This window comes from Novosphingobium barchaimii LL02 (genome assembly GCF_001046635.1).
In the GTDB taxonomy this organism is placed as follows: domain Bacteria; phylum Pseudomonadota; class Alphaproteobacteria; order Sphingomonadales; family Sphingomonadaceae; genus Novosphingobium; species Novosphingobium barchaimii.
In genome coordinates this window covers 205,874-229,632 of sequence record NZ_KQ130457.1, presented here as the reverse complement: position 1 = coordinate 229,632, position 23,759 = coordinate 205,874, and the positions used below count along the sequence as shown (strand labels likewise).

General features: G+C 63.3%; 17 protein-coding genes. 8 read left to right on the top strand and 9 right to left on the bottom strand.

Going from position 1 to position 23,759, the window contains the following annotated elements; translation table 11 throughout:
• Positions 1 to 188 precede the first annotated feature (188 nt).
• The 5 genes from V474_RS19885 to V474_RS19865 form a co-directional block, all read right to left on the bottom strand.
• Complete coding sequence (locus tag V474_RS19885) at positions 189 to 827, bottom strand: glutathione S-transferase family protein (RefSeq protein WP_059153146.1); 639 nt, start codon at positions 825 to 827, stop codon at positions 189 to 191.
• A 30-nt stretch (positions 828 to 857) separates the two neighbouring features.
• Positions 858 to 2,420 (bottom strand): AMP-binding protein, encoded by a 1,563-nt coding sequence (locus tag V474_RS19880; RefSeq protein WP_059153145.1) that lies wholly within the window; start codon positions 2,418 to 2,420, stop codon positions 858 to 860.
• Positions 2,417 to 3,601: an acyl-CoA dehydrogenase family protein gene (locus tag V474_RS19875; protein ID WP_236711354.1), complete on the bottom strand. Its 1,185-nt coding sequence runs from the start codon at positions 3,599 to 3,601 to the stop codon at positions 2,417 to 2,419. The genes V474_RS19880 and V474_RS19875 overlap by 4 nt, the downstream gene beginning before the upstream one ends.
• Before the next feature lie 309 nt (positions 3,602 to 3,910).
• On the bottom strand, positions 3,911 to 6,577 hold the full coding sequence (locus V474_RS19870) for a glycoside hydrolase family 2 TIM barrel-domain containing protein (RefSeq protein WP_059153143.1): 2,667 nt from the start codon (positions 6,575 to 6,577) through the stop codon (positions 3,911 to 3,913).
• 408 nt (positions 6,578 to 6,985) lie between these two features.
• Complete coding sequence (locus V474_RS19865) at positions 6,986 to 7,924, bottom strand: SDR family NAD(P)-dependent oxidoreductase (RefSeq protein ID WP_059153142.1); 939 nt, start codon at positions 7,922 to 7,924, stop codon at positions 6,986 to 6,988.
• Positions 7,925 to 8,348: 424 nt separating this feature from the next.
• Between V474_RS19865 and V474_RS19860 the strand changes: the two genes are divergently transcribed.
• The 4 genes from V474_RS19860 (at position 8,349) to V474_RS26865 (ending at position 14,651) form a co-directional block, all read left to right on the top strand.
• Complete coding sequence (locus tag V474_RS19860; protein WP_236711353.1) at positions 8,349 to 9,512, top strand: efflux RND transporter periplasmic adaptor subunit; 1,164 nt, start codon at positions 8,349 to 8,351, stop codon at positions 9,510 to 9,512.
• A 3-nt stretch (positions 9,513 to 9,515) separates the two neighbouring features.
• Positions 9,516 to 12,746, top strand: coding sequence for a multidrug efflux RND transporter permease subunit (locus V474_RS19855; RefSeq protein WP_059153141.1), 3,231 nt, complete (start codon positions 9,516 to 9,518; stop codon positions 12,744 to 12,746).
• Entirely contained in the window at positions 12,739 to 14,196 is a 1,458-nt protein-coding gene (locus tag V474_RS19850; protein ID WP_059153140.1) for an efflux transporter outer membrane subunit, read from the top strand. The genes V474_RS19855 and V474_RS19850 overlap by 8 nt, the downstream gene beginning before the upstream one ends.
• Positions 14,197 to 14,516: 320 nt before the next feature.
• Entirely contained in the window at positions 14,517 to 14,651 is a 135-nt protein-coding gene (locus tag V474_RS26865) for a hypothetical protein (RefSeq protein ID WP_269085155.1), read from the top strand.
• Positions 14,652 to 14,720: 69 nt separating this feature from the next.
• Here the strand turns inward: V474_RS26865 and V474_RS19845 are convergent, their stop codons facing one another.
• Genes V474_RS19845 through V474_RS19835 form a run of 3 tightly spaced genes read right to left on the bottom strand, consistent with a single transcriptional unit; the run spans position 14,721 to position 18,607 of the window.
• Positions 14,721 to 17,123, bottom strand: a complete 2,403-nt coding sequence (locus V474_RS19845; protein ID WP_059153139.1) for a TonB-dependent receptor domain-containing protein — start codon at positions 17,121 to 17,123, stop codon at positions 14,721 to 14,723.
• A complete protein-coding gene (locus V474_RS19840) occupies positions 17,107 to 18,081 on the bottom strand; it encodes a FecR family protein (RefSeq protein WP_059153138.1) in 975 nt (324 codons plus the stop codon). Before V474_RS19840 ends, V474_RS19845 begins: the two co-directional genes overlap by 17 nt.
• Positions 18,071 to 18,607, bottom strand: a complete 537-nt coding sequence (locus V474_RS19835; protein ID WP_169795105.1) for an RNA polymerase sigma factor — start codon at positions 18,605 to 18,607, stop codon at positions 18,071 to 18,073. The genes V474_RS19840 and V474_RS19835 overlap by 11 nt, the downstream gene beginning before the upstream one ends.
• Positions 18,608 to 18,876: 269 nt before the next feature.
• On the opposite strand from V474_RS19835, the gene V474_RS19830 reads away from it, so the two are divergent.
• From V474_RS19830 to V474_RS25750, 4 genes are all read left to right on the top strand, one after another.
• On the top strand, positions 18,877 to 19,626 hold the full coding sequence (locus V474_RS19830; RefSeq protein WP_059153136.1) for a MipA/OmpV family protein: 750 nt from the start codon (positions 18,877 to 18,879) through the stop codon (positions 19,624 to 19,626).
• A gap of 83 nt (positions 19,627 to 19,709) precedes the next feature.
• On the top strand, positions 19,710 to 20,045 hold the full coding sequence (locus V474_RS25755; RefSeq protein WP_148649484.1) for a hypothetical protein: 336 nt from the start codon (positions 19,710 to 19,712) through the stop codon (positions 20,043 to 20,045).
• Positions 20,046 to 20,118: 73 nt separating this feature from the next.
• Positions 20,119 to 20,433 (top strand): hypothetical protein, encoded by a 315-nt coding sequence (locus V474_RS26310; RefSeq protein WP_236711352.1) that lies wholly within the window; start codon positions 20,119 to 20,121, stop codon positions 20,431 to 20,433.
• Between the two features lie 16 nt (positions 20,434 to 20,449).
• Positions 20,450 to 20,833 carry an EF-hand domain-containing protein gene (locus V474_RS25750; protein ID WP_059153133.1) on the top strand — a complete coding sequence of 128 codons (384 nt, stop codon included), beginning with the start codon at positions 20,450 to 20,452 and terminating at the stop codon, positions 20,831 to 20,833.
• Between the two features lie 74 nt (positions 20,834 to 20,907).
• On the opposite strand, the gene V474_RS19810 is transcribed toward V474_RS25750, so the two are convergent.
• A complete protein-coding gene (locus tag V474_RS19810) occupies positions 20,908 to 23,394 on the bottom strand; it encodes a TonB-dependent receptor (protein ID WP_169795103.1) in 2,487 nt (828 codons plus the stop codon).
• Positions 23,395 to 23,759: the final 365 nt, after the last annotated feature.

Below are 23,759 nucleotides of genomic sequence, written 5' to 3'. Positions count from 1 at the left end.
GATTCCCGTCGTTTCGCCAGGATTTTCCCGGCATTGCCAATTCGATCACGGGGTTGACTACGCGAGCCGACCTGCGGGCCGCGTGTCTCGTTGATCCTTCTCCGCGATCAGGGATATTACACCGGGGAGCCAAGGGGAAGCGCTAAATGCACACCCTGTGATTCATTTTTTCCGGATACCCCCCGCGTTCAGTCCAGGGGCACCGTGAACCCGGGGTCCGCCTTCGCCATCGCGCGTTGGAATGCCGGACGCTCGCCGATTTCCTTCAGGTAGCGGCGAACATTGGGATAGGCCGCAAGGTCACGCGCGGCGAAGAGCCGCATTGTGGTCAGCGGGAACACCGTCATGATGTCGGCGGCGGTCAGCGTATCGCCCGCAAGAAAACGGCTCCGCGCCAGTCTGGCGTCGACATTGTCCCAAGCCCGGTCGAGCCGTCGGGTAAGGCTATGCAAGGCGGCCGTGGCGTCCTCGCGAATGAGGCCGGTGATCATCCCCATCATGCCGGCCGGCATGAACGAGCCGTTGGCGAAGTGGAACCAGAACAGGTAATCGGCATAGCCCGGCTCGTTCGGCGCCACCGCGAGGCGACCGTCGCCGTAGCGGTGGATGATGTACTCGACGATGGCGGCGGATTCGCCCAGAACGAAATCGCCATCGGTGATGACGGGTGCCGTACCGGCCGGATGGAGGGCGCTGTATTCCGGCGGGGCCAGGCGCGTGACCGGATCGCGATCGTAGCGCACGAAGTCATAGGCTATGCCCAGTTCCTCGCACAGCCAGACGATCCGGTCGGATTGCGACATCCCCAGGTGATGAACGGTAAGCATCTGTTCTTTCCTTTATTGAGGGCCGCAGCGTCAGGCCGGTGCCGTCACCGCCGCATACCGTACCCTGAGCGCCTTCTTGTCCGGCTTGCCCAGCGGCGACAGCGGAAGCTCGTCGACGAACTCGACCGTCTTGGGTGCCTGCACCGCACCCTTCTTTTCGCGTACCCTGGCGATCAGGGCCTGGGGATCGACTTCGACACCCGGTTCCAGGACGACGACCGCCTTCACCGCCTCGCCCCACTTCTCGTCCGGCACGCCGATCACCGCTGCCTGACGCACGCCCGGATGCTCGACCAGCACGTCCTCGACCTCGCGGGCGTAGACGTTGAAGCCGCCCGTCACGATCATGTCCTTCTTGCGATCGACTATCCGCAGGAAGCCGTCGGGGCTGCGGACCGCCACGTCGCCGGTGTGCAGCCAGCCGCCTTCGAACGCGGCCGCGGTCTCTTCGGGCTTGTTGAGATACCCCGCCATCAGCAGCGGCCCGCGCACACAGATTTCGCCGGGTTCGCCTTCCGGCACTTCGTTGCACGCATCGTCCAGCAAGGCCACGCGCACCAGCGGCGAGGGCCGTCCACAGCTAGACAGCCGGGTCATGTCATCGACGTCGTGCTCGTCGCGGCGCAACAGGGTGACCGACATCGGCGCCTCGGCCTGTCCGTAGAACTGGAAGAAGATCGGGCCGAGCTTGCCGATAGCCTCCTTGAGGCGGGCGGTCGGAAACGCCGAGGCGCCGTAGAAGATCACTTCCAGGCTCGACAGGTCGAACTCGCCGAAGCGGGGGTGGTCGATCATGGCCAGCACCATCGTCGGCACCATCAGTACCGAGGTGATGCGATGGTCGGCGATCGCCTGCATCGTGCCCACCGGGTCGAAGCCGGGCAGCACGACCATCGAACCGCCCTTCACCAGCACGGCGCTCAATACCGCCGCTCCCGAATGGCTGAGCGGGGCACAGATGAGATGTCGCACCTCCTTCGGCCATTCCCAGCTGGTCAGCTGGATGAGGGTCGAGGTCGCCGCCGCGCGATGCGTGGTCATGATACCTTTAGGTTTGCCCGTCGTACCGCCTGAATAGGCGATGCGGAACAGCGCGTCGGGATCGCAGGGCGGTGCCACCAGCGGCCGGGGAGCCAGGGACCGCGCCTTTTCCGCAAGATCGGTGCCCACGTCCGTCTGGCCCAGCGCGAGAAGGTGGAGCAGGCCTGGCGCCCGCGCCTTCAGCTGCGCGGCGATGTCCGCATAGTGATCGGGATCGAACAGCAATGTGTCGATACCCGCATCCTCGATGACGTAGAGATAATCGTCAACCGAACCCATCGGGTGCAGCGCGGTGTTGACGACTCCCGCAAAATTTAGGCCGTTCGAAGCATAGAGGACCTCGATCCGATTGCGCGAGAGCAGCGCTGCGCGGCGCGGTCTCGGCTCCAGCGCCTCGAAGCTCTGCTGGTAGCGGCTGATCTCATCGGCAAGGCCCTGCGCGGTGACATGTTCGCCGCCTGCCCCGATCACGACCAGACGATCGGTATCGCGGGTCAACGCCTGCGCGATCATGTCCAGCGTGCTGATCTGCTGGTGCAGCAACGCGCTCATGCGACTTCCTTCACGACGGCAGCCGGGCGCACCAGCGAGGGTACGCCGGTGAAGAGCTGGTTGGCGATGATCGCGTAATGCATCTCGGACGCGCCCTCGGCGATGTTTTTCGCCTTGGCATCGCGCATGTAGCGGTTGACCCCGGTGGAATCCATGATCCCGCTGCCTCCCCACAATTGCAGCAGCTTGGCGCATACCTCGAAGCAGGTGTCACCGATGAAAGCCTTGCATACGCTGCCCGCACCAGGCTCCATGGTGCCCGCATCGAACGCGCGGGCGGTATCGTAAAGCAGCGCCCGGCAGGCAGAAATGCGCGCATGGGCTTCCGCCATCCAGTAGCTCACCGGCTGCAGTTCGGCCATGTCGCGGCCGTACAGGCGGCGCTCCTTCACGTATTCGAGCGTCTTGTCGAACATGCCCTGCGCGCAGCCGATGGAGGTCGAGACATGAGCCAGCAGGTTGGCGTGGTTCGCGGCCCGATGCGAGAAACCGCCGGTCAGGATATCGCCCAGCACGTCGTCCGGCTCGATCCGCACGTTGTCGAAGGCGATCGGCCCGGTGTTCGTGCCGCGCCAGCCAAGTTTGTGCTCGTAGGGAGCGACGGTGAAGCCTTCCGCGCCCTTCTCGACGATAAGGCAACCATAGCCTTCCGCGCCTTCCTGCGTGCGGGTCTTGCACATAACCAGGTAAGTCTGGGCCGAGCCCTGGGTGCAGAACAGCTTCGAGCCGTCCAGCCGCCAGCCATTGCCGTCCGGCAATGCGCGGGTGAGATGCGCGGCGACGTTGGCAGCGCCAGCCGGCTCACTCTGCGAATAGGCCATCAGGCGTTCGCCGGACGCTATTCTGGGCAGTATGCGCTCCTTCTGCTCATCGGTGCCGAGCAGTTCGACGGTCTTGGGGCACAGCACGATCTGCACCGTCAGCATTCCCGCAAAAGCCGGGCTGGCCTTGGCGATCTCCTCGCACACGAGGCAGACAGATACGATGTCCGCGCCCGAGCCGCCGTATTGTTCTGGTGTGTAAAGCCCGTAGAAGCCCAGCTCGGCGGTCTTGGCCACCAGCGCATCGGGCGTGCGTTCGTCCATATCGATCTGGTTGGCGAGCGGCTCCACTTCCTTTCGCGCGAAAGTGGCCGCCATGTCGCGCAGCGCGCGTTGTTCGTCGTTCAACCAGTCGAGCATCGTCATCCTCTTTCGCCGTGTACCGCCCAGCCAGGCAGCCCGTTCGTACCGTCCCGATCGTCAAAGCCCGATGTGACATCCTGCCCACATCGAGCGCCGTCCCAAGGCTACCGTTTTTTCTGCCTCGCCACAGCATTACCAGCCCGCCGGATAACCGCAATGCCCATCACGCATTGCGATAACCCGTCCGTTTCCTGCCTCAACAGTCGCCGCGCAAGTCGCGGCCCTCAGAGACCGTTTGAGAATGGGCTTTGCCTATTCTGCCGCCCCATTCAAAATGCGCTCTTCTGCGCATTTTCAAACGGTTTCTCAGCCAATTCGGATATTCAGCGCATCGCCTTTCAATCCCGGGCTGGACACGCTCACTTTCGCATCGCCGCGCCGCCCTGTCGGCTGGACGATCGCCAGCGCGGTGCCATGGAAGGAGCGGGTATCGCCGTCCTGGAAGCTTTCAATGCCGTAGGGATTGCCGGAACCGGCCGCGCGCAGCGCACCCTTGCCAGTCACGGCGAACCTTAGGGGCACAGCGGCGTCGGGCACCATGCGCCCCTTCGCATCGAGGACTTCGGCGAAAACATAGGCGAGGTCCGCCGCGGAGCCCGCTATTGCCGCACGCTCGGCGCGAAGCCGCACCGTCGTGGGTGCGCCGACGGTCTCCAGCGTCTGACGAGCGATTTCCTTTCCGTTCTCGTAGGCGACTGCGACGAGCGTGCCCGGCTTGTACGGCACAGGGAAAATCGCCTTGCGCTTGTCCGCCGCGGTCAACGCCTTGCGGCCCACTTCCGCGCCGTTGAGCACCAGGGCGACTTCGTCTCCCCGCGCATAGACGTGAACCGCCATCGCCCGTTCGCCAGCATCAGGCCAGGTCCAGCTTTCCAGGACATCAGGCCAGCCCCAGGCGGTCTGTTCCTCATGGAAGCCCGCCGGCACCGGCCGCTGCACGAACAGCGCCAGCGAATTGCGTCCCCACACCACGTCGCGATAGACGCTCGGCGGTTTTTTCAGGCCGATCAGGTCGATCTCGCCCGAGCCGGCCTGATAGGCCGGATAATCCCAGACGTAGAAGTTCAACATGCTGACATCCATGCCGAAGATGATCTTCTTCTCTTCGTTCGGCGCGGCGGTGTCGGAGCGCAGACGCGACGAACCCGATCCGACTTCGCCAATATATTCCATCCCGGTCCAGACGAACTCGCCCATGTAGGCGGGGTTGCGCTGCATGTGCTCCCAGATGTCGTAGGCGTCGGCAGTGTGCGTCTCGGTGGTCAGGAATGTCAGCTCAGGATAGGTCTGATGATCCTTCTCGACCGCGTTGAACGAATAATTGTAGCTCGTAACGTCGAGCTGCGCGCGGGCGGCTTCGCCTTTCTGGCCGGCGAACGAGGCGGTCAGCGCCTGTGTTATGAAGCGGGACGTATCCACGGCCCTGATCGCCGCGCGCATCTGGGTGGCGATTTCCACGCCGCGCGGCGAGATCGCCTCGGCAATCTCGTTGCCGATGCTCCAGAACGCCACGCTGGCATGGTTGCGGTCGCGCCGGACCATCGCGGTCAGGTCGGTCCGCCAGTGGTCCTTGAAGTAGACATTGTAGGCATCCTTGAGGAGCTTGGGCTTCTCCCAGACGTCGAACGCCTCGTCGATGACGATCATGCCCAGCTCGTCGCAGACGTCGAGGAAGTACGGCGATTGCGGATTATGCGAACAACGAATCGCGTTGAACCCGTTCGCCTTCATGAGTTCGATCTTGCGCCGCTCCGCGCGGTCGATGGCCACGGCGCCAAGAATGCCGTGGTCGTGGTGCAGGCACGCGCCCTGCAACTGGTACGTCTTTCCGTTCACACGGAAGCCGGTCTTGGGAGATACCGCGATGGTGCGGATGCCGAAGCGTTCGCGCAGTTGATCGGACACTTTCCCATCGACGGAGAGGGTGATGTCCGCGTGATGCAGGTTCGGTGCCTCCGGCGACCACAGTGCGGGATTGGCCACGACGATCTCAACGTCGGCCCGTCCAACCTGCCCGGCAGCCAGGGTGACCCAGACGCTGCCGGTTCCAACGACGCGCCCGCCCGAATCGCGCAGCGCCACCTGGCATTCGACCTTCGCGGGCTGGGCGGAACGGTTCTCGATCTCGGTGCCCACCAGCACCCGGGCATTGTCGGCCCCCGCGACCGGGGAGGTTATCGCCACGCCGGAATAGGGAATGCGCACCGACCCCGTGCGATTGAACCAGACGTGCCGGTAGATGCCCGAGCCCGAGTACCAGCGCGCCGTCTCGCCGACATTGGAGACGCGCACCGCAAGCACGTTCGGCCCGTCCTTGCGCACGTGCGGCGTCAGGTCGAACACGAAGCCCAGGTACCCGTTTACGTTACGGCCCAGCTTCACCCCGTTGAGCCACGCCTCGGTGATCATGAAGGCACCGTCGAAGCGGATTTCCACCTGCTCTCCGGGCGCGAGATTGCTTACCGTGAACTGTTTGCGATACCAGCCGATGCCGCCGACAGTCCAGCCGGTGCCCCAGCCGAAAGCGGTGGCATCGGTGTCGAACGGGCCGACCTTGTGCGGCGGGCCGTCGGCGGTCGCGGGAGGAACCGAGGCCATGACGATGGGCAGTTCGGGCGAAACCGGCTTGGCGTCCTTGGGATGGCCGCCCGGGTTCCACAGCGCGACCGGCGGCACCCACGGATCGGTAGTTTTGGGCGCACCGGGCCGGTCCTCGATGCTCCAGTCATGAGGGAGGCTCAGCTTGCGCCAGGACGTATCGTCGAACTGTGGCTGCTCGGCCTGCGCCGGGTCGCCCAGCAAGAAGCGCCAGCCATCGTCGAACGACAGGTCACGCACCCGCCTGCCGCCGGCATCGCCGGCTTCATCGCGGGCGATCGCGGAAGTAGCGCCGAGCACCGCCAGCGCCGTGCCACCTACGGCCGTCGCCTGAAGAAGTCGGCGTCGGTCCAGCGAAGAAGAAGTATCAGCCATTCGATCGTCTCGCCCTGTCGTCTTTGTCACGGATACGTTATATCAAAAGGATGGAGCAGGTATCGCCCGGTGGAGCGCCGTGCCTTGTCCGCACCGCCGGTCGCGCGGGCATGACGCTCGCTCCTGCCCTCCATCGCGGAACAGGCCTGCTTCGGGCAGTCTGACACCTCTCTCCCGTTCCGGCGGCACGATAACGAATCCCGCCATCTAAACGCCGAAACAATGCAATTGACCTATGTCATTACAGTGTCCGTATGATCTTGCCGCCGGGGTTTGTGAAGCACAAAATTCGCGGTCATTGCTTTTTGGCCGCGCCAATAGCGTGCGCGCGCATGTGGAATGTCTGCGCGCAAAGGCAGTGTCACGCACCGGCGACTTGCCGCCGGTGCGTGCGGGGTCTGGACTGGATCAGGCCTTGAAGACCTTGAGGTGCGGATAGTCGTCCAGCGTGAACGGATTGCTCAGGCCTGCGGTCAGCCCTGCAGGCGCCGCGGCGTCGAGGAGGTCGAGGCTCCAGCCGCCCTGCTGATGAATCGTGCGTTGCATTTCAGGCTCCGAAAGCAGCGACACTTCATCCCCCCGAACCTCGAAGGTCCGACCGTTGACGTCCCTGGCGGCGTCCGTGCAAAGCCACACCACGAAGGGCGGAATCTTCTTCGCCGAGAACAGTTCCGGATCGAACGACGGCTTCTCTTCGGTGCCGGGGTGCGCGCCCATGGTCACTGTCATGAGTTGCTCCCAGGGACGGGACACATCCGCGAACTCCTCGGTCGATGCACCTGTCGCGAAAGGCCGGATCGCATTGCAGCGGATCCCGAACCGGCCCAGTTCCTTCGCGACGGTACGTGTCAGCCCAATGACGCCTTCGCGCGAGGCGGCATGGGCAATCGCACCGGGATGCCCGAACCCGGAGCCGGAACTGGTATTGACGATACTGCCGGAACCCTGGCGGGCCATATGCGGGGTCGCGGCGCGTATCAGCGCGAAATAGCCCTTGGGCTCGACATTGAAGGTCTTGTCCCATTCCTCCTCGGTGAAGCGCCACAGATCGTTCATTACCGCCGTACCGGCATTGTTGACGATGATGTCGATCGAGCCGAACTCCTCCACGGCATCGGCGATCAGCTGCTCCGCACCCTCCCACGTGGCCGATCGTGTGTTCGCAACCGCAATGCCGCCAGCTGAGCGAATTTCCTCGACCACCGATGCCGCATTGGCACCTTCCCGCGTGCCGATGTCGTTGACGACGACATTGGCGCCCTCGATCGCCAGAAGCAGCGCGTGCTCTCGCCCGATGCCGCCGCCGGCGCCGGATACAATCGCCGTCTTTCCCTTAAGGCGTCCCATGATGTTTTTCTCCTCGGTTAGTGGATTTACGGCAGCGGCAGGCAGGAACATCCGCAACGCGGCGGTCCGGGATCGGAAGGTCTGCAACCCAGGATCCGGTCTGGCCTTCCGTGCGGCGCCAGCTGCTTGCTGCGCTGCATGAGGCTACAATACTCGCCAATCTTGCTTGAGGTTCCCGCGCCCCCAGACACAATCCAGACATCCGGCCCGCGTTTTCTTCGGGCCCTAAAATATCCGATAATAGATTGTTATATATAGATATTATACCGGATTATGTGAAGTCGACGCCGCTGCAGACGAGTGGGAATGGGCCAAATATGGCCGCAGGAAATTTTTTTGCTGAGGACCCTTGGCCGGTGCGGTGTCTGAGGCAGTGATGGAGCCTTTGCCATCGCTGCCACGACTGCCCCGTCAGGAGAACTCAGTGCCGTATCGCTTGCTTTCACCCTACCTGGCGCTTGGCCTGGCGACCGTAACCCTGGCAGGCTGCAGCAAGGAGCAAAGCCAGCAGCAGGCCGCCCCGGCCCCCATGGTGGCAGTGGTGACGATCAAGGGCGAACAGCTTCCGAACATCATCGAACTGCCCGGCCGCATCGAGGCCGTGCGCACGGCAGAGGTGCGCGCCCGCATCAACGGCATCGTGCAGCGGCGGCTTTACAAGGAAGGTACCGACGTAGGCGAAGGCGCGCCCCTGTTCCAGATCGATCCGAGCCAGTATCGCGCTCAGGTCCAGCAGGGGCAGGCCGCGCTTCAGCGGGCACTGGCTGCGCGGGCCAATGCCGCCTCAGTGGTGGCCCGGTACAAGCCACTGGTCGCGGACAGGTCTGTGAGCGGGCAGGAAAACGACGCCGCCGTCTCCGAACTGCGCCAGGCCGAAGCGCAAGTGGCCGAGGCACGCGCGGCGCTGGCCCAGAACCAGCTCGAACTGAGCTATACCACCATTCGCGCCCCGATCGCCGGCCGTGTCGGCCGCGCCGAGGTCACCGAAGGGGCTTTGGTCAGCAGCGGCGAAGCCACGCTGATGACGCGCGTCAATCAGATGGCGCCGCTCTATGCGGTGTTCACGGAATCGAACTCGGCAATCCTCGATCTCATCGAACAGGTCCGCTCCGGCCAGTTGAAGATCGCCAGCCTCAACGCTGTCGAGGTACACCTCGTGCTCGACAACGGCTCCGACTATGGCAGCCCGGGCAAGCTGGACTTCACCGACCAGTCTGTCGATCCGCAGACCGGTACCCAGACGATCCGGGCGGTGTTCCCCAACCCGTCCCGCCTTCTCACTCCGGGTCAGTTCGTGCGCGGACGCCTGCAGGTCGGGACGGTCGGCGGCAGCGTCGCGGTTCCAGAAAGGGCCATCCAGTTTCAGGGTGAGCAGGCCAGTGTCATCGTCGTGGGCGATGGCGATGTGGTGGCTGCACGTCCGGTCCAGCTTGGTGCCCAGGTCAAGGGGCGCTGGATCATCCGGTCGGGCCTCAAGACGGGCGAGCGGGTCGTCGTCGATGGCTGGCAGAAGGTCCGGCCCGGGCAGAAAGTTCGCATCCAGGGTGCTCCCAAAGCCCAGCCTGCCGCTCCGGCGGCGGGGCGCTGATCGATGGACAGGTTCTTCGTCTACAAGCCCGTTTTCGCCTGGGTGATCGCCGCTTTCATCGCGCTTGCCGGCGTCATTTCGCTGGTATCGCTGCCGATCGAGCAATACCCTTCTGTCGCTCCGCCCTCGCTTACGCTGTCCTTCACCTATACCGGCGCTGATGCAGAGACGCTCGACAAGAACGTCACCTCGGTGATCGAGCGTGAGCTGAACGGCATCGACGGCTTCCTGTACATGACCTCGACCAGCCGCTCGAACGGTTCGGCATCGATCGTCCTAACCTTCCAGTCCGGCACCGACATCGACGTGGCCCGCACCCAGGTGCAGGACCGCGTCAGCCGCGCCGAGGCACGCCTGCCCGAGGAAGTCCGCCGGCTCGGTATCCAGATCAACAGCAACAGTTCCGGCTTCCTGATGATGCTGGCGCTGTCGTCGAAGACGGGCAAGCTGAGCCCGCTTGAAATGGGCAACTTCGCTGCCAACGGTGTCGTCAATGAACTGCGCCGGGTGCCCGGCGTCGGCGACGTCCAGCTGTTCGGCTCGCAGTATGCCATGCGCGTCTGGCTCGACCCGGCCAAGCTCTCCGGTTTCGGTCTGTCCCCCTCGGCCGTTCTCAATGCGATCACCGAACAGAACAGCCAGACCGCCGGCGGCGGGCTGGGTGAGCAGCCGGTAACGCGCGAGACCGAATTCACCGCCAAGATCGTCACCCAGAACCGCTTTTCCGACCCCGAGCAGTTCCGCAACATCATCATCCGTGCCAACACCGACGGTTCGATGGTGCGCCTGCGCGACGTTGCCCGCGTCGAATTGGGCAATGACAGCTATGCCTTCAAGGCGCAGCTCAACGGCAAGCAGATCGCCGGGATGGGCGTCCAGCTGGCGGTGGGAGCCAACGCCGTGCAGACCGCCACGGCGATCCGCGCGCGCATGGACGAACTGCAGAAGAACTTCCCCGCAGACATGACGTGGTCGGTGCCGTTCGACACGACACCGTTCATCAATGCCTCGATCGACAGCGTGATCCAGACGCTGATCGAGGCGATGGTGCTCGTGTTCATCGTCATGTTCCTGTTCCTGCAGAACTGGCGCTCGACCCTGATCCCCGCCGTCGTCGTGCCGATCGCCCTGCTTGGCGCGTGCCTGGGCCTCTATCTGTTCGGCTTTACGATCAACACGCTGTCCCTGTTCGGGATGGTCGTCGCCATCGGCATCCTCGTCGATGACGCGATCGTCGTGGTCGAAAACGTCGAGCGCCTCATGGCGAACGAAGGACTATCGCCCCGCCGCGCGACGGTGAAGGCGATGGGCCAGATCCGCGGGGCGATCATCGGCATCACGCTGGTGCTGATCGCGGTGTTCGTGCCGATGGCTTTCTTTCCCGGATCGACTGGCGGCATCTATCGCCAGTTCTCGGTCACGCTTGCCGTGTCGATATTCTTCTCGGCCGTGCTCGCTCTCACGCTGACGCCGGCTCTGTGCGCCACTTTGCTCAAGCCGCACAAGCATCACGACAAGGACACGCCGCCGCCCACCGGCATACGCGGACTGCCGCGCCGCTTCTTCAACGGGTTCAACGACCGCTTCGGCCGCGCGACTGACAAGTACGGCCGCGCCGTCGGACGGATGACCGCCGCACCGCTACGCTGGCTGGTCGTGTTCGTCGCCATGCTGGGCGTTACCGCGCTGCTGTTCACCCGCCTGCCGGGCGGATTTCTTCCCAACGAGGACCAGGGTTACTTCCTCGTCAGCTACGACGCTCCGCCCAGCGCGACGATCGCCATGACGGAAGGCGCGGTCAAGCAGGCCGAAGCCTATCTCGCCGGCCAGACGAAGGTCCGCAATGTCATGTCGATCATCGGCTACAACTTCTTTGGCCAGGGTCAGTCCGCTGCGATGTCGTTCGTGGACCTCAAGCCGTGGGACGAGCGCACCGGTAGCGCCGAAGGCGTCGATGCGTTGATCGGCGGAACCATGGCCGCCGTCAGCAACATCGTCAGCGCGACGATCTTCCCGATCAACCCGCCGCCGATCCAGTCGCTGGGCAATGCCACGGGCTTCTCCATGAAGATCGAAGACCGCAGCGGGACCGACCGGGCCGGATTGCTTGCCGCGCGCGCCGCCATACTCGCAAAGGCAGCCAAGGATCCCGCACTCGCCGGAGTGCGCCCCGACGGCCAGGGCGATGCGCCGCAGCTTTACGTCGATATCGACCGGGTCCAGGCGCGTGCGCTGGGTCTCCAGATAGCCGACGTCAATGCGACATTGGCGATCAATTTCGGCTCCGCCTACGCCAATGACTTCAGCCGCGACGGCAACGTGCTGCGGGTCTACCTGCAGGCCGACGCCGCCCATCGCATGACCGCGCAGGACGTCCTCAACCTGCGCGTTCCGGTAACGGGCGCCACGGCATCCGGTGCCAGCGAAACCAAGCTGGTGCCCTTCTCTGCCTTCACGCAGGTAAGCTGGAAGACCGCGCCGCTTCAGGTCGAGCGCTACAACGGCTATCCCTCGCTCAGCATCTCCGGCCAGGCGGCTCCGGGCCAATCTTCGGGTGCAGCGCTGACCGCGATGGAAAAGATCGCCAGCGAGACGCTGTCGGGCAGCATGGCCTACGAATGGACCGGCACCGCCTACGAGGAAAAGCAGGCTGGCGGGCAGATAGCGATGCTGCTGGGCCTGTCCATGCTGGTCGTGTTCCTGCTGCTCTCGGCGCTTTACAATAGCTGGGCCATCCCGGTTTCAGTGCTGCTGGTGGTACCGTTCGGCGTTCTGGGCGCGGTGTTGTTCACAATGCTGCGCGGGCTTTCGGCTGACGTCTATTTCAACGTCGGGCTCATCACCATCATCGGCCTTGCCGCCAAGAACGCGATCCTGATCGTGGAATTCGCGATCGACGACGAAAAGGGTGACACCACTGCCGATGAGGCGACCGTCGAAGCAGCACGCCAGCGTCTGCGTCCGATCCTGATGACCAGCCTCGCCTTCATCCTGGGCATGATCCCGCTGGTAGTCGCGTCAGGCGCCGGTGCCGCAAGCCGGCACGCGGTAGGCACAGGCGTCATGGGCGGCATGATCGCCGCGACCGTGCTCGGCCTGTTCTTCACTCCCGTCTTCTACATCGCGGCCCGCCGATGGCTGGTTCGCCCCCATGATCCTGAAGCGGAGGACGCGCAAGAAGACGCCCGCGCCGGCCATGACGGTACGCAGGCGGGAGGGCCGGCCCATGCGTAAGGCTATTCTCACCCTGACGGGTACCCTGATCGTAAGCGGCTGCAATTTCGCCCCGGTCTATCACCAGCCGGTCGCAGCCGTGCCCGTTGCCTTTCCTGCCGGGGACGCGGCACGCAGTTCGGATGCACGGCTGGCAACCGATCTGGGCTGGCGCGATTACTTCGGCGATGAGCGGCTCCAGGCCTACATCGCCGCTGCGCTCGCGAACAACCGGGATCTGGCGCAATCGCTTGCCCGCGTTGCGCAAGCTCGTGCGCAATACAGGATACAGGATACGCAGCGGCTTCCGCAGCTGGACGCGAACGGCAACTATACCAAGACCCGCCAGCCGACCAGCGCGCTCGGCCTGGGCGATGCGGTCGGTGACAGTCAACAGGCGGTGACATACGAGACCTTCACCGCCAATGCGGCCGTGACCAGTTTCGAGCTTGATCTGTGGGGCCGTGTCCGCAACCTGTCCGAGGAAGCACGCGCGCAGTACCTGGCCTCCGTCCAGGGCGCCCGTGCGTTTCGACTTTCGCTCATCAGCCAGGTCGCGGCCGCCTACTACTCGGTGCGCTCCGGCGAGGAGCGTGTGGCTCTGGCGCAGCAGACGCTCAAGGGCCGCATCGAAGGACAGCGCATCGCTCTGCGACGGCTGGATGCCGGTGTCACATCCACGGTCGATTACGACCAGACCGTGCTGTTGACCACGCAGGCCCGCGCCGATCTCGCGGATCTGCAGCGGCTGACCGAACAGGCGCGCAACCTGCTGACGGTGCTGGTCGGGGGTCCGATCACGGATGCTTTGCCGGAAGGGCGTGCGCTGGATGGTAGCCGCCAGTTCCCGCGACTGGAAACGGGGGAGCCCTCCAGCGTCCTGTCAGCCCGGCCCGACATCCTTCAGGCGGAATTTGCGCTGCGGGCGGCAAATGCGAATATCGGTGCCGCGCGCGCCGCGTTCTTCCCGAGCATTTCGCTGACCGGCCAGTTCGGCTTTGCCGCCGCTGCCCTCGACGACCTGTTCAAGGGCAGCAACAAGTCGTGGTCCTACGGCGGCGCCGTGGGATTGCCGATCTTCGACTGGGGTCGTCGCTCGGCTGCACTCAAGCTGAGCAAGGCCCAGGCCGACGAACTGACCGCCGCCTACCAAGGAGCCGTACAGACGGCGTTCCGCGAAGTCGCCGACGCGCTTGCGGCCCGACGCGGTTATCGAGACCAGATCCAGGCCGTAACCAACACCGTCGCAACCCAGCAGCGGCTTACCGGCACGGCGCGGCGTCGCTACGAGCAGGGACTGTCGATCTACCTGCAGGTCCTCGATGCGGAACGCAGCCTGTTCGCAGCGCAGCAGCAACTCATCGAACTTCGCTCCACCGCGCTCCAGAATGAAGTGTCCCTCTACGTCGCCCTGGGCGGCGGCCTGCGCGAGCGATGGGACGAGACGCCTGCGAAGCTCGATGTGCCGTGAGTGCGATACGTCGCCTTCTCACTCCACTCGCCCCGCGGCGCGCGTTTAAGCACCATGGCGAGCGTATCCATGAAAGATCCGGCATTGCCGAGCTTTCTCTTGGCGCGGCCTGGGGACCCGTGTGGACGGGGCAGAGCGCCATAAGTCCGGGAGGGCTGCTCGCTGCCGGCTATGCCGCGTCCATCGAAAATGCCGTCATTCGCATAGCACAATCGCGGGACGGCCATTTTCCTGCGTTGAATATGGATGGAACGAGTATAGAAGTGGCCGTCGACGTATCCTTTCCACCCGGTCACCGATGGGGTCCACCTTCCAGCATCATGCTCGACATCCTGCTCGGCGGCATTGACATCGAGCGTGCGGAAGAGATCGTTCGGATCGCCTTATCGGTTTGCCCCTACACCATCGCCCTGGACAGCGAGGTCGAGATCGCGTGCAGCGTGAGGACCAATTGAGTCCTGAAAGGGTCGGCGGCGTCACCGGCACGGCTTCACCAGCGCCGCCCACCCTTGTCCACGGCAATCCTAGAACTGCATGTCCACGCCCATGCGGAGGGTACGCGGACGGACCGGCGTCATCTGATTTCTGGCAGCGAGGCCGAACGGGTTGCCATAACTGAAAGTGTTGCCATAGGAATCGGCGATGTTGGTGATGGCGAGGGACACTCCCAAGCGCCCGAATTCCAAACGGGCGCCCGCATCGGCAACCGTATAATCGCCCTGTGGAACATCCAGAAGCTCGCCCAGGCCCAGATGCGATCGTCCAACGTAGCGTATCGAGGCGTCCAGCGACCACGTTGCATTGCTCCCGATGCTTCCGCGCCATGACGCCCCGAAGCGGCCGCCGTTTCGCGCCACGTTGGGCAACGTGCGCGTGAGTTTGTTGGGCGAACTGCCGTCTATCACAAACCCCGGCGCCGGTTCGATCAGCCGGCTCTCGTTGAGAAACGCCGACGCACTGAACGTCAACGACGGAACCGGCTTCCAGGTCATCTCCACGTCGAGCCCATGAATGATGCCGCGGCCGATATTACTGGTGATCGGCACCACGGAATCTCCAATCAGATCGGCCTGGATATTACGCCAATCGGCAATGAACAGCGCCATCTGCCCCGAAAAGCGATCATGATCTCGATCATGCCAGCGCATTCCCAACTCGTGGATCTGCAGATCGTCGGCGACGAACTGGCGGGTCGTGAGGTCCGTGTCGGACAGCGCAATTCCGAGGCCTCCCGGACGGTAACCCTGCTGGTAATGGTAAAACGCGGAAATCGGTCCGCCCGGTCGCCAGTTCACGCCGAACGTACCGGAGAAACGCAGTTCATTGCGTTGGGGGTCATCCAGGCCCTCTATCGAGGCATCGATCAGTCTACGGGCGCTATGCGCGAAAGTCATGCGCCCGCCGGCGGTTACCGCCAGTGTGGACGTGACAGGCAGGGACATCTGCCCGAATGCGGCGGCCTCCGCCTGGCTGCTACGAATGCCTCCCTGGCTGATAGGAGAGACCAGCGGATCGAATCCAAGGATCAACGTGCTTATACTTTTCGTCAGAGAAATGCCCGCGACCCATGGGGCACCGGGCTGCCCTCCGGACAAGCGCGTCTCATGGGAAAAAAGCTCGATTTCGTTATTTTCGGTGTAGCGTGCGGGCGATCCTGCCCCGTCGTATCCCGTGGCGTCGTACAGGCTCGATAATTCATGATGCGCGACCGAGGTCACCGAACGCAGTTCAAGGGCGCCGATCGAACGGTTCGCCGAAACATATCCGAGGCGATAATTGTTCTCGAAAGGCTGCCGCATCGACGTATTCCTCGTCAGCATCGGCTCGTCCCGCAGAACGTACTGACCGTCTTCGCTTCGAATGTTCTGGAGAACCGCGCCGACATCGACAGTCCATCCTTCCAGATCATCGGCCCGCAGGCTCAAGCGCTGGCCGTAGCTGGCAGTCCGGTTGATGTCCCGGCGCCCCTGAACGGGCGCGTCTATGTATCCTCCCCTCATCCCGCCAAAAGCGACAATGCGGACTGCGAGCCGGCCCTTGGCCAGAGGCACGTTGACCATGATCGCTCCGTCCGCGCTGGGCGATCCGTGGCGGGTGACGCTGGTATTGGCGGCGGCGCTGGCCGAGAACTTTTCGGCATCCGGCACATTTGGCACCAGCCTGACGATGCCGCCGAGCGACCCCGCGCCATAGAGCGATCCCTGGGGGCCCACCAGCACCTCGAACTGCTTCATGTCATAAAGGTTCAGGTCCGGGTCCGGCGCATTGTAGGTGAGCCTTATATCGCCAAGGTACTGGCCAGTGGTCGCCTGCGTGGGGCCGCTGAAGCTGCTGTCCGCAATACCCCGGATGAACAGCTTGTTCCGGCCATTTCCCAGGTTGGTCGCGCCCATAGCGGGCAATAGCTGAGTGATCGCAGACATGCCGTCGGCAGCATGGCTGCTGATCCATCCGCGTTCCGGTTTCACGATCTTTACCGCCCCCGGGTAACGATCGAGGGTCAGCTCCTGCTTGCTCGCCGTGACGACGATATCTGGCCCGGCGACGATGTCCGTCTGTTCGATGGACCGCCTCACCGGGGAGCGCGTGGATACCGGCGCCTTGCGGGGCGGCGGGGCCAGGCGGCGGCGGCGAATCTGAACGGTCGAAGGGCCGTGAAATACAGCTTCCGCGCCGGTGCCTCTCAGCGCTCTGTCCAGCGCGGTCCGTAACGAGACGTTTGCCCTGACACCAGGTGAACGCTGTGCTGCAAGGTCCGGATCGGCCAGAACGATGGTGACCCGTGCCTGAACTCCCAGAGCCACGATGACCTCGCCCAGCCGGCCAGCCGGGACGCTGTAATTCGCGGCACACGCACGGACCGGAAAGAGAGCAACGAAGATGCAAGCCGCGAAGGAGGCGGCTCCCGGCCTAACGATCACCGTCACTGACGGGGTTCATGCTCCAGCCATCGCCATCTGCCTTGAACGTCACATCGAGGACGAGCTTCAGTTGGTCGATCTGCCGGGGGCCTGTCCCCTCCACCGCGATGGTGCCGTAGAAGGGCCGAGCGGCGATGGCAGGTGCTGCGACGATATGTGTCCCGAGCCCGCGCGACAAGTCTGCCGCGACTTGCGATAGCGGCTCACCCAGGTAGACCAGTTGCCCTCTCTGCCATGCGCCCACCGCCGCAACGGGGGTCCGGCTGACCTGGATGGCAGTGCCGCCTTCCTCCGTCCGCAGGGCCTGCCCGGCAACCAAAGGTGTTCCCTCGCGGCCCGACCGGTAGAACACCGCTCCCTCCGCGACGGAAACGCGCAATTCTCCGCGGCCACGAACCACGTTGAACACCGTTCCAACGTCCTCGATCTCATTGTCGCCCACTTTCAGGCGGAACGGCCGGTTCTGGTCGTGTCGGACATGAAACAGCGCCTCTCCCGACAGCAAACTGGCAAACCGGGGGTCGCCGCGGTCGAATTCCATGCGCGTCGAGCCATTGAGGGTGATGCGCGTGCCTTCATCGAGGGTGACGATCTGGTTCTCGCCAGCGCTCGTCGCGACCTCGTAACGGTCTGAAGGCGAAACGAGAGTTATAGCGAGCACGCCGGCGACGCACGCCGCAAGCGCACCCCCGCCTATGGCATACCACCTTCCCCATCCTGCCCGGCGGGGAGCATCGACCTGCGGTTCACCAGCGTCGTTGGCAGCCTCGCGGAAAACGAGTTCCGGCAAGAGCGGTTCGAGTTCCAGATCCATGTCTTCGACCTGCTGAAACACCCTGACGTGTTCAGCGTCCAGTTCCAGCCACGCCTCGAATTGCGCCCAATCGGCATCACCGCCATCCCGCAGGCGGATATGCCATCTGATGGCGTCGGCTCGGACTGCCTCCTCCACATCAAACCCCATGACGATCCCTTTCGCCCTTGAGACTCCGCGCTGTACCGCCGCCCTCATCAAATCTTTTCTTCATCGCCGCTACGGCCTCATAGGCGTGCGCGAGATGCTTCTCCACTGCGCTGACGCTGATCCCCAACTCCGCTGCGATCTGGCGCTGGGGCAAGCCTTCGATCCGAAAGCGGCGGAATATCAACCGCGTCCGTTCGGGCAGCCTGTCAAGGACGCCTTGCAGAATAGCCAGCTGTTCGCGGGCCACCAGCCTGGCTTCGACTGAAGGTTCCTCGTCGATCTCGGGCGGATCGCCGCCGTTGATATCGGACCAGTCCTGCTCACGCCGCTCCCGGCGGGTCGCTGCCCGCCGGTGAAGCAGGAAGTGGTTGTGGGTCATCCGGTAAAGGTAGGCACGCGGCTGGCTTACGGGTGCGACCCTTTCCGTCGATACCTTCAGGCGGACGTCCTGCAGGATGTCCTCTGCCTCGTCCGCCGTCGCTCCCTGCAAGGAGAGATAGCGCAGCAAGGCCGGGCCCAAAGCCATCAAGGCCTCAAGAAGCCCGCTGTTCGCCATAATCGTATTGTGCGTCCCTGATCCGGCCATCCGAACACGCTCCTAGCGGCGGCGTGGGCTAGTAACAATCGTTATGGCGATCAGTTGCGCGGGACGGCGCTGTAGTGCCCATCGAACGGCGTGCGCGTGGCCGCCCTCCTACGGTTATTTTCTGCTGAGGAAACACCGCAAGGGTGGTGTCTCTAGGATGACGGTCACGATGAAGGCCGCTTACGCACACAGCGCAGGACACGTCCCCTATGAAGTCTCTTATTATCGCCGCCGGCGCAGCAGTTGCCCTCTCGTTCGGCACGGCGCAGGCGCAGACGGCCGATCATACGATCGTTGGCATCGGCGCTGTCTATGCGCCGGTGTACCAGGGCGCCGACGATTATCGCACCTTGCCGATGCCCGCGATCGACATCGTATCCGGCCCGTTCTTCGCGAACTTGCGCAATGGCATCGGTGTCAACGTCATCGACACGGATACGTTCACCATCGGCGGCAGCGTTGCCCTCATGACCGGCTATCGCCGAAAAGACGTGCCCGAAGGCGTGGACAAGCTGAACTTCGGCGCCGGCGGACGGATGTTCACCAGCATCAAGGCGGGTGGAATGATCGCAACACTCGGCGGAACCCAGGGTTTTGCAGGAAGCACCAAGGGCTTCATCGCCGATGCCAGCATCGCCTATCCCCTACCGATATCGTCGCGCCTCATGCTCATTCCCTCGGTCGGGACGACGTGGGCGAACCGCAAGCACAACGACCGCTACTTCGGCATCGACGCGGATGAAGCCCTAGCCTCGGGCCTCCCGCGCTTTCGCGGACGCGCCGGCTTCAAGGACATTTCGGCCACGATCGCAGCGAACTATCGCCTGAACAGCCGCGTGAACCTCACCGTTTCGGGCGGAGTCACGACGCTTGTCGGCGACGTGGTCGACAGCCCCCTGGTCGAACACAAGACCAGGCCGGTGGGCACTGTGTCCCTGTCATACCGCCTCGGCTCATAAGAGCCGACGGGTCGCACGCCGGCCGGAAGCCTTGCTTCCGGCCGGCACTACATCAGGACAACAAAGCCGCGGGGGAGGCAACGATGCGAATTCCGGTCTTGTCGACGATGCTACTCAGCTCTCTGGTCCTGGTACCCGCACATGCCCAACCATGGCGACTGCAACCCCGGGTTCAACGGGAAATTCAAAGCGACATCAGCGGACTGGGCCGGGAAATCGACCGTGCGGTCGCGCGCCGGACCATCGCCCTGCGTGACGCGGCCCAATTGCGCCGGGATACCGCACAACTGGAGCGGGCTTTCAGCCGTCTGAGCCGCGATGGGCTCGACCGCGGCGAAGTCGAGCAACTTGAAGAGCGGGTCAACAGCCTGCGCACGCGCCTCAAGCTCGAACGTCGCGACTGGGTGGATCGACGCTGAGATGAACCGCCCACGTGCATCAATCCGAAGGGGGCGCGGCTCCCTTCCTTCCACTCGACCAAAGGAGTTGCAAATGAGACAAATCAGAGGAATTGCCTGCCTCGTGGCAATCAGCCTGTGTATGGCAGCGCCTACCCTGTCCCAGGCCAAACCGCGCCACGACAGGCATCAAAGCGATAATAACAAGACCCGAAATACGCTGCTTGGCGTGGGTCTTGGAATGCTGGGCGGCGCGATCCTGTCGAAGGGCGATCCATGGGCCACCGTCGCGGGCGCCGCAGCAGGCGGCGCGATCGGCAATGTGGCGTCCAAGGACAATGATCGGGACCGCAGAGGCAAGGATTGGGACCGTCGTGATCGCGATGGCCGGTACGATCGTCGCCGTTGATTCAAGGAGAAAAACTATGAAGTATCTTGCATGTTTCGCTGTTCTGGCGCTCGGCTGCGTCGACGCAGCCTCGGCGCAGACCGATGACGCCTTCAATACTTACGTGGACGCAGGGTTCGCGGCCATGGACACGGACAAGAACGGCAATGTCGATCGGACCGAATTCGCCGCTTTCATGCGCAAGCGCCTCGCTCAACAGGGTGCCGAATTCGACGCTGCGTTCACCAAGCTGGACAAGAACGCCGACGGATCGCTGAGCAAAGCCGAAGCTGCGGCGGGCAATCCGTTGCTCGCCGAGCATTTCTCGGAAGTGGACACGAACAAGGACGGCGCTCTGTCCAAGGACGAGTTGCGCGCCGCCATGATCGCTGCACAGACATCGCAGGCTGCCGCTCAGTAAATCGGCAAATCATGGGTCCTCAACAACGTCGTTGATGAGGACCCGCTTGCCGCCTTTCCCTATCCCGAAACGCTTCAGCGCGAGCCGAACGCGTACCGCAGTTGCAAACCGATCTCTCGGCCCGGCGTCACGGTCACCGCGCTCAGTCCGGTCGCACCGAATTCCGGAGCAATGGTGTTCTGCAACGTCGTGCTCGTCAAAAGACGCTTCGTATTGAAGACGTTTTTCGCAAACACACCCACATCCCAGCCCGCGTCGGGCCCTGTCAGACCGGCGAACAGATCGACGATCATGTTGCGCTTTGCCTTGAAGTCCGGGTCGGAAATGCCGAAAGCCGGATTACGCCCCTGATAGCTGCCGACGAAGCGCAGATAACCATCGAAGTTGTCCATCGGAATCGTGTAGTCGCCGTTCACGCTCGCCGTGAACGGCGAGGCGGCATTCAACGAACTGCCCTTGGCCGAATCGCAGAAATTCATCGGATTGGACGCTGACACGGCAGGACCGACGTTGCACGGAACCTGACCGCCTTGCGATTCGATCTTCGCGTAGCTCAGGTTGAAGTCGAGGGTGAGATCGTGAAGCGGCTTGACGGTAAGTTGCGCTTCCGCACCGCGCACCCGCGCATCGACGTTGTACAGGAACGCCACGTTGGTCGTATCGACCCGGCTCGTGTCGGTTCTGAAGTAGCTGATACCCTGGAATTGGGTTAGCTGACCCTTGTAGTCGATCTGGAATACGGCTGCGTTGAACCGGGCACGCCGGCCCAGGCTGGTCTTGACGCCCAGTTCGTAGGAGGTCGCCTTTTCAGGGGTGGGGAACAGGAGATCATCGGGCAGCGCATTGGCCAGCGCGGGCAGGCCCGACCGCCACGAACTGCCGACCGTTGCGTATACCAGGACATCCGGGCCGAATTTGCGGGACAGCGACACGTTGTAGATCGTCGGCGTATAGACCTTGCCGAGGCTCTGGGTTGGCCGGGTCCCTGCAGGAACGAACGCATCGCACACGCCCGCGTAAACCGGGCTGGCGACCAGGCCAGCGGCAGTCGGGCAGGTACCGCCGAAGCTGCTGGCCAGGCCAGCGGCTGCATACCCCGACGACGTGGTAACGTCGATCGAACTGGGCCGGCTGTCGTGAATACGGCGTACGCCAGCGCTCAATTCGAAGTCTGACGGCAGATGAAGTTGAAGATTTCCGTAGAACGAATACGTCTTCGTGCGCAGCTGGATATTCGTATCGGCCGTCAGGAAGTAGCGGTCGATCGCCGCCGGATTGACCACCGGGTTGGGAAGACCGAACGGATTGCCTCGTGCGCCGGGCAACACGTTGGGGATCAGCGTATGCTGGCTGCTCCTTGCCTGCTCGCGGTAAAAACCGATGTCGTAATCGAAGAAGCGGCCTGCGGCGCGATCCGACGAAAGACGCAGTTCATGAAAATTCTTGTATGCCCGATCGGCGAAGAAGCCTTCCTGGATCTGGTCATATCCAATGAGTACGTTTGCCTGATCCACGGACGTCCCGAACGATTTGGGGCGATTGTTGCTCTGGATTCCGTAATTGTAGCTGAGAACCTGGCCAAGGACCTCCCACCGCGCATTGACCGTCACCAGGTCGGTCTTGAGATATTGCTTGTTGGGCGTCTCCTGAACCGAAAGGCGCTCCCCCGGCCTGATCGCGGAACGGCCATCGATGTTGTAGCCTGCCGGCGCGAACCGCAGCGTCGTCGGGTAAGGAGATGCGTAAAGCCCGCTGCTGCCGGCCCCCGCCACTTGCGTGTAGAAATCGGATGACTGGTTCAGCCGCTGGTACATCGCATTGATCGACAGCGTATCGGTGGGCTCAAAGCGGGCGGACACACGTCCGCTCCACGTCTTGAGCGAGGGATCGGCCGCCGCATAGATGCTCCTGACCCGATTTCCCTGGCTGTTGTCGTAGCTTCCCGCGACGCGAACGGCGAACACGCCCGGCACGATCGGGAAATTGATGGCACCCTGCACGTTCTGGTGATCATGCGTGCCGATCAGCCCCGAAGCATAGCCGCCCATCTCATCCAGATCGGGGAGACGAGTGGTGATCGTCACCGCACCTGAAATCGATGGCGCGCCGCGGCTTGTCCCCTGCGGTCCGCGAAGCACCTCGACCTGCCCGACATCGTACATCGTCTGCAAGCTCTGGACGGGATCGAAGCCGATTTCGTTGAAATAGATCGGAATCGCCGGTGTCCCGGACGCTTGTACCCAGCGCACACCGCGCAGCACGAGCGAAGGGTTTCCCGGTTCGGCAAGGCGGATGCTGAGCCCGGGCGCGAGCTTCGCGATTTCCGATGGCTGGACGATCGCCAGCTTCTGAATCGCATCGCCGGTCACGACCTGTACGCTGACCGGGACATTCTGAAGGCTTTCCGATTCCCGCCGTGCGGTGACGACGATGTCACCCAGCGAATCCGAAGGCGACTGCGCAGCCGTGGCAGTGGCCGGAGCCGGCGCCGGGCTGGATACGTCCTGCGCATTCGCACAGGCCGGCATCACCAATGCGATCACCGCGACGGACGCCGACATGGCTATCTTCCCATCGACGAAACGGGCGGCATTATTTCGCAGCATCTTGATCTTTCCCTAACCGATTTTTTGTCGCCGTCCCGTGGCCTGAAAAGGCAAAGCGCCCCAGCCACGAACCATGCGTTACGTGACCGGCTTAATATAATACACCGCTGCCGTTGCAATCATAATAATTTCGTTTGAGGCTCTTGCGTGGCTTTGATGCCACCAGGCGTTTGCAGGGACCCGAACCGGGGCGCCCTTATGTAAAATCGCGCGTACTGCTGCCCTATCTGCCGATCCATGGCACTCGCCCTCAGCCGGCGTCGAAGATGGTCGCCGGACATACGGATATTGACTTCGCGGGGCCGTCCAAGTGATATGAA

Excerpts from the sequence above, each read along its gene's own strand:
- V474_RS25755 (WP_148649484.1), top strand. The coding sequence starts at position 19,710 with ATGCGAATTCCGGTCTTGTCGACGATGCTACTCAGCTCTCTGGTCCTG.
- V474_RS19870 (WP_059153143.1), bottom strand. The coding sequence starts at position 6,577 with ATGGCTGATACTTCTTCTTCGCTGGACCGACGCCGACTTCTTCAGGCG.
- V474_RS19830 (WP_059153136.1), top strand. The coding sequence starts at position 18,877 with ATGAAGTCTCTTATTATCGCCGCCGGCGCAGCAGTTGCCCTCTCGTTC.
- V474_RS25750 (WP_059153133.1), top strand. The coding sequence starts at position 20,450 with ATGAAGTATCTTGCATGTTTCGCTGTTCTGGCGCTCGGCTGCGTCGAC.
- V474_RS19835 (WP_169795105.1), bottom strand. The coding sequence starts at position 18,607 with ATGGCTTTGGGCCCGGCCTTGCTGCGCTATCTCTCCTTGCAGGGAGCG.
- V474_RS19885 (WP_059153146.1), bottom strand. The coding sequence starts at position 827 with ATGCTTACCGTTCATCACCTGGGGATGTCGCAATCCGACCGGATCGTC.
- V474_RS19855 (WP_059153141.1), top strand. The coding sequence starts at position 9,516 with ATGGACAGGTTCTTCGTCTACAAGCCCGTTTTCGCCTGGGTGATCGCC.
- V474_RS19840 (WP_059153138.1), bottom strand. The coding sequence starts at position 18,081 with ATGGGGTTTGATGTGGAGGAGGCAGTCCGAGCCGACGCCATCAGATGG.
- V474_RS19865 (WP_059153142.1), bottom strand. The coding sequence starts at position 7,924 with ATGGGACGCCTTAAGGGAAAGACGGCGATTGTATCCGGCGCCGGCGGC.
- V474_RS19880 (WP_059153145.1), bottom strand. The coding sequence starts at position 2,420 with ATGAGCGCGTTGCTGCACCAGCAGATCAGCACGCTGGACATGATCGCG.
- V474_RS19875 (WP_236711354.1), bottom strand. The coding sequence starts at position 3,601 with ATGCTCGACTGGTTGAACGACGAACAACGCGCGCTGCGCGACATGGCG.
- V474_RS26310 (WP_236711352.1), top strand. The coding sequence starts at position 20,119 with ATGAGACAAATCAGAGGAATTGCCTGCCTCGTGGCAATCAGCCTGTGT.
- V474_RS19810 (WP_169795103.1), bottom strand. The coding sequence starts at position 23,394 with ATGTCGGCGTCCGTCGCGGTGATCGCATTGGTGATGCCGGCCTGTGCG.
- V474_RS26865 (WP_269085155.1), top strand. The coding sequence starts at position 14,517 with ATGCTCGACATCCTGCTCGGCGGCATTGACATCGAGCGTGCGGAAGAG.
- V474_RS19850 (WP_059153140.1), top strand. The coding sequence starts at position 12,739 with ATGCGTAAGGCTATTCTCACCCTGACGGGTACCCTGATCGTAAGCGGC.